6 protein-coding genes are annotated in these 5819 nt (G+C 37.9%); 1 reads left to right on the top strand and 5 read right to left on the bottom strand.

The window, feature by feature from the left end; all coding sequences use genetic code 11:
- From DSM00_RS15380 to DSM00_RS15395, 4 genes are all read right to left on the bottom strand, one after another.
- Positions 1-2412 (bottom strand): beta strand repeat-containing protein (locus DSM00_RS15380; RefSeq protein ID WP_394365811.1); only part of this gene is annotated, 2412 nt, incomplete at its 3' end.
- A 4-nt stretch (positions 2413-2416) separates the two neighbouring features.
- Positions 2417-3007: a phage tail protein gene (locus tag DSM00_RS15385; protein WP_234405862.1), complete on the bottom strand. Its 591-nt coding sequence runs from the start codon at positions 3005-3007 to the stop codon at positions 2417-2419.
- Between the two features lie 2 nt (positions 3008-3009).
- On the bottom strand, positions 3010-3591 hold the full coding sequence (locus DSM00_RS15390) for a phage tail protein (protein WP_128758867.1): 582 nt from the start codon (positions 3589-3591) through the stop codon (positions 3010-3012).
- 12 nt (positions 3592-3603) lie between these two features.
- The gene (locus DSM00_RS15395; protein WP_241652436.1) at positions 3604-4188 is read right to left on the bottom strand and encodes a phage tail protein; all 585 of its coding nucleotides are present in this window, start codon (positions 4186-4188) and stop codon (positions 3604-3606) included.
- Positions 4189-4230: 42 nt separating this feature from the next.
- Between DSM00_RS15395 and DSM00_RS15400 the strand changes: the two genes are divergently transcribed.
- Positions 4231-4476: a hypothetical protein gene (locus DSM00_RS15400; RefSeq protein ID WP_128758868.1), complete on the top strand. Its 246-nt coding sequence runs from the start codon at positions 4231-4233 to the stop codon at positions 4474-4476.
- 1196 nt (positions 4477-5672) lie between these two features.
- Here DSM00_RS15400 and DSM00_RS15405 read toward each other — a convergent pair.
- Positions 5673-5819: aldose epimerase family protein (locus tag DSM00_RS15405; protein ID WP_449543902.1), on the bottom strand; the 147-nt coding region annotated here is incomplete at its 5' end.

Below are 5819 nucleotides of genomic sequence, written 5' to 3' on the forward strand. Positions count from 1 at the left end.
ACTGGCTGTAAGTATAGTCGGTTCATTTACCTGTATCGAAGCAGTTGCTGTACAACCATTGGCATCGGTTACCGTAACATCATAAGTACCGGCCGTTAAACCTGATAGATCTTCGGTGGTAGCACCGTTACTCCATAGATAAGTATAAGATGTAGTTCCGCCAACAACAGCTAAATCAATTGATGCGTCGCTGCCTCCATTACAACTTACTGCAGTAGCAACGCCACTGGCTGTAAGTATAGTCGGTTCATTTACCTGTATCGAAGCAGTTGCTGTACAACCATTGGCATCGGTTACCGTAACATCATAAGTGCCGGCCGTTAAACCTGATAGATCTTCGGTGGTAGCACCGTTACTCCATAGATAAGTATAAGATGCAGTTCCGCCAACAACAGCTAAATCAATTGATGCGTCGCTGCCTCCATTACAACTTACTGCAGTAGCAACGCCACTGGCTGTTAAATCACAACCATTAACCAAAATATTAGTGGTATTCCCTACATTATTCAGCATCAGATTAGCATCAGATCCTGAGGGATTCCTAATCGTTCCCCCACTAGTATTAAGTCCAGTTATTGAGATTCCATCTGTATCATAAACACCTGAAGCTACTACATATCTAAATACTAAGGCACTACTGCCGCTACCGCTGACATATACTGCAGATTTTGTATTTGCACCTATAACTATATTTAGTTCAGGAGTTCCAATAGTTGTATTTACATCTACCGCTTCACTAAAGTTTATCGTGAAATCAAGGTTTTGATTTGCTAAATAAGTACGATTTGCTGGTACAATTACTGAAGTTACAGAAGGAATTGAATTCACATTTATATTAATCGTTCCAAAGGAAATTAAAGTCCCGCCCCCCGAGCCACTATTCCCATTGTCATTCGCAGAAATATTTAAAGTTGCCGTATTAGAACCCGATTCATTGGTATAGTTTATATTAGACGGGGTGTTCAAATAATTTTCAATCGCTGCCGCAGTCCCGTTCAAATTCATCGTTCCTGTAATCGGGAAAGATACCGTAACCCCGCTTCCACTAATTGCAGTTAGTGTTCCCGCTGAAACCGATAAAGATAAAGTGACAGAACCGGAATCCGAATCCACATCCCCAAAAGTTGCCGCAGAAAGGTCGATAACACTTGCAACATCTTCCAGCACAGAAATTGTTGAGGGTAATCCGGTAAAGGTAGGGTCATCGTTTAGAGCATTTATACTAACCTGAACAGTCATTGAATTAGAGGATAGACCAGAAGCTTCCTTTACTACTATTGAAATGTTACGTGAATTATCCGTTTCTCCACTTGTGGGATCATTTCCGTTAAAGCTATATTCTATAGATTCTAAAGCGGTAATCATCTGAGCAACAGAACCTGTTCCCTGTAGTTTAATTTCATTACCCGATTGAGAAACAGAATATGGACTAGGTGTTTCTACTGAAAGAATATCTCCACTTATCTGATCATTGAAAGTGATGGTTGCTTCGATAATGTCATCACCTTCCGGTTCACTGAGAATAATATTACCCCCGCTATTAAACTTGGTAGGAGAACCATTTTCCGTATATGAAATAACCCTGTTACCATTAAAGATCGGTGCATCATTTATTGGTTCTATATCAAATGTTACGCTTGCTGTATTAGAATTTGTTATACCATCATTGGACACGAAGGAAATACTTGCAGTATTAACACCCGATAAATTAGGAGTAGGTGTGAATGTTGCTACATCTAAAGCATTATTTATATTCGTTAAATTACCTAAAGCAGTAAAATTTGAGGAACCGTTTCCAGAACCACCAAAATTTATTCCAGTACTACCCAGAGCTAAGGTACCACCCGTGATCGTAAAAGTTAAGGTCTGATTATCACCATCAGGGTCGAATACCTGAATGTCATCAGGCAGAGCTACATTTATGCCATCTTCAATTACAAAAGGTGCAGATGGTGCTGTAGCTATAGGTGCCGTATTGCTGTTTAGCGTTGATTGTACATCTCCGCTTAGCTCTTGCAAGGCCATACACTCTCCACCTGTTAAGGCTGTATTTTCTTGCCAGGTACCTAGCGTTAGATCTGGAGGATTAGGACTTGATGCTGAAGTATTAGAATACAAAACAAATGAGGTTGCAAAATCGCCATCCCCGTCCTCTGCCAGGACTTCCCAGCGATTTAACGTGACATTCCAGGCGATTCTAAATTCACAGACTCCTAAACCGGGACAGGGCTGGTCACCATTTATAGGGTTCGTTTGGTATATATTCCTTCCGGACCCATCAACCGATTCAAAGGTGAGCACAAAATCTAAATCACCAGTGTATTCATCACAGGTATTGAGATTGATTTGTGCATGACCGAGATGTACGCCAAAAAACAGGCATCCCAAAATTAAAATGTAAAAGTGTTTCATAAACTTAGTTTCTGGAAGGGTAAATCCCGTTAAGACAAATGATATAGTTAATTCCTAATGAGGGCTGTCTGTTATTTAAAGACAAGTTAGATGTACTATTTTGACCTGTCACAGCAGCATTCATAGGTATACGAGTACCTGAAGTAGCGTATTCTGGATCCTGCGCCTGTGAATTGGCAGGAAAATTACCGGCAGGATTCGCCTGGGTGCCAGTTTCGCTTATTGCAAATACGGGATGTGTATGTTGGGGTAAATTATTATATAGTAAGGTCACGGATTCCTGACCAATTTTTTGCCCTAGTATATAGTTACTCAGTCCGGCTCCCTGCCCTTTGTGAATAGGTAATCGCCCCCTTAAATCAGGTAGGGCAAAGGTAACTCTGCCATCCCCTCCATAAGTAGTTCCCAAAATAGAAAATAAAGCGGTGTTTTGAGATATACTCAGCAACTGACCCTCACAAAAGGCCCATCCCCTTGGGGCAAAATTACCTGCAAACATCCGTATTTCACCAATAAAATCATCCTGCGCAAACACGCGCGCAGTCCATAAAAAACACATCAAACTAATGCTGATAATAATAATAGATTTTTTCATAATTAATTTCTTGAGGGGTAAATACCTTGTAGAGCTATAATGTAGCGTAAAGCCAGAGAAGGCTGCCTGTTTTCAACAGGCTGAGAATTAGGCTGATTAACACCTACCATTGCGGAATTCATTTGTACCAGGATACCCGTCTGCGAATACTCGGGATCCAATCGCATCGTATTCGCCGGAAAACTGCCTGCGGGCGAATCTACATTGCCAGTTTCAGCCAACCCGTATACTTGATGGTTATGACTTGGTATTTGATTAGCTAAAAGTATATTCGATTCAGTACCCTGCATCTGACCTAATCTGACCTCATTCAGACCAGGTCCCCTGCCGGGATGAACGGCACCACGCCCACGCAAATCTGGTAGGGCAAATGTAGTCCTACCATCCCCACCATAAGTAGTTCCCAAAATAGAAAATAGAGTACTATTTTGAGCGATACTCAAAATTTGGCCATCGCAAAAAGCCCACCCCCTAGGGGCAAAATTTCCAGCAAATATGCGTACTTCGCCTATATAGGAATTCTGAGCCTGCACAAAAGAACAGATCAATAAAAAGAGGATTAATACCTGATAGTATTTTTTCATTAGAGAATAGTTTTAATTACGGGAAGGAAATATACCCTGAAGACAAATAATATAGTTGAGAACAAGCGAAGGCTCCCGGTTTTCAACTGGCACGTTAGCACTACTGTTAGGCCCTAACAAAGCAGAATTCATAGGTATAATAGTTCCAATGGAAGCATATTCGGGGTCAAGAGCTTTAGTACCCGCCATAAACGCACCTTGCGGAGAAGCAGTAGTGCCATCCTCGCTTACAGCATTAAATGAATGGGTGTGAGGTGGCAATTGAACAGAGGTCAAGATATTAACTTCCGTTCCTACCTGTTGACCTGCAACAATTGGGGTTAACCCATTCCCCTGCCCCACGTGAACAGCAACCCTGCCTCTAAGGTCTGGTAAGGCAAAATTCGTCGTACCATTTCCTCCATACTGCGTACCGAGAATCGAAAATAACGCCTGATTTTGATTAATCGGCAAAAGCTGTCCTTCACAAAAAGCCCAGTACGTTGGAGGGAAATCACCTGCAAACATGCGTATTTCACCTATAAAGGCTTCCTGTGCATTCACTCCTGCAATACACAAAAAAAATAATAGAAAACTATCAAGTAGTTTTTTTTTCATAAAAATTGATTTAAAAAAATTAGTATAACAAAACGGAACTAAATGAAAATAAAAGAGCTTATGAATATCGTTTTTAAAGATTATGCTTCGAAGAAAATCGAAGAAAATAGCTTAATATCACGTACATCAATTATTCCGATGGCTTTCAGCCACCCTAGTAAAACTAACGACAGTTTCCTGCAGACACATCTTACAATGCAACATCCAAAAAGTAATGGCATCGTATTCTGTTTCCATCGATTGGAACCTGCTATAGCTATGCATTCCGCTAAAGTAGTCTGGCTTTAAATTTTGGTTAACTAGTAAAAACTGAAAGTAACAGGTAGTGTAATAGTTTTATCATATGGTTTTGGTTAGAAGATTATTTGAAAATATTGCATTACTTAAATTTACAAAATCAATATTTGATGATAATTACTGTATATTTAAGAGTATGAAATTTGATATTAGCTTATTTTGAACGGTTTAAGTTTGGTATTAATTCAATTTAAATCAAATTAACGTTTTCAGAAAAAAAAGGAACTATGTAAAAAATTCTATATAACGCACACTTTTAACGGTAAAATACAAGAACAAATCTACATTATTTAGAAGTTTACATAAGGGGATTAACACCCTTTTTTTTGTACAAAAATTAATTTTTAAGAATACTTAAATAAGAAATTAAGAAAATAACACGTAAGAATCTTAATTTAATGAAAATTCAATTCAACAATTTTAATGAAGAATTACTTAGAATTTAGCTTGTGTATGCAATTTACTAGGTAAAAAATGTTTGCGACCACAAAAAAATGTAGCCAGGTCTAAAAAAGCTAATCACTCCAGAAACGTTTAATTAAGACAAGGGTTAGAGACAGTTTTATATGGAAAAGATACTTCTCTGTCAAACTATATTTTATAAAGTCATATTTTTTTTAATTACGAGATATTAAAAATGTTAAAGTTTAAAATACGGTGTACGATTCGGTGAGTCATCAAAAAACACCTTTTGCCAAGGCCTAAAAACACTGGCACTCCCAGATCAGTTCGAGTCCCGTCCAGACCGCTAAAAGCTCTTCGAAAGAAGGGCTTTTTTTGTTTATAGGAATTGCGTAAATCCAATTGAAATAAGCTCTTAGGAGATTTATTATCTATAACTTTAATCACCTTCTAAATTAAAGCGTGCGGCAAACGTGCGGCATTTTTAAAGGAAAATTTGGAATAAGTTGTTTTAAGTAAAATTAATTGTACCATAAGAAGCTGTAGTTCTTATTTCATATCAATCTCAATATTCCACCAGCTGCTCTTTATCGCCGGCATTAAGAACTAAAAAAATCTAAATTAAAAGGTGATATATAATAAGTAAGGATTGCCAGATTTAATAATTTGACATTTATTGGTAAATTGAACACTTTTGAACTAGTGTACACTAGTTATTGAGAACTTTCAAAATTAGATATCATTATTTTCTGGTCAACTTATTTAATAAATGTTAAGACCAAAAATTAATATTCTGCAGAAAATTTATATAGAGAAGTAGTATGATAGTTCTCATCTGGATTGAGAATAATTGATGGGAAATTTTCTTGATTTGGCGCATCTGGAAAATGCTGAGTTTCTAATGCAAATGCGGTTCTAAAAGCATCTTTTAC

It is taken from the genome of Leeuwenhoekiella aequorea, assembly GCF_004104375.1.
GTDB classification, from domain to species: Bacteria; Bacteroidota; Bacteroidia; order Flavobacteriales; family Flavobacteriaceae; genus Leeuwenhoekiella; species Leeuwenhoekiella aequorea.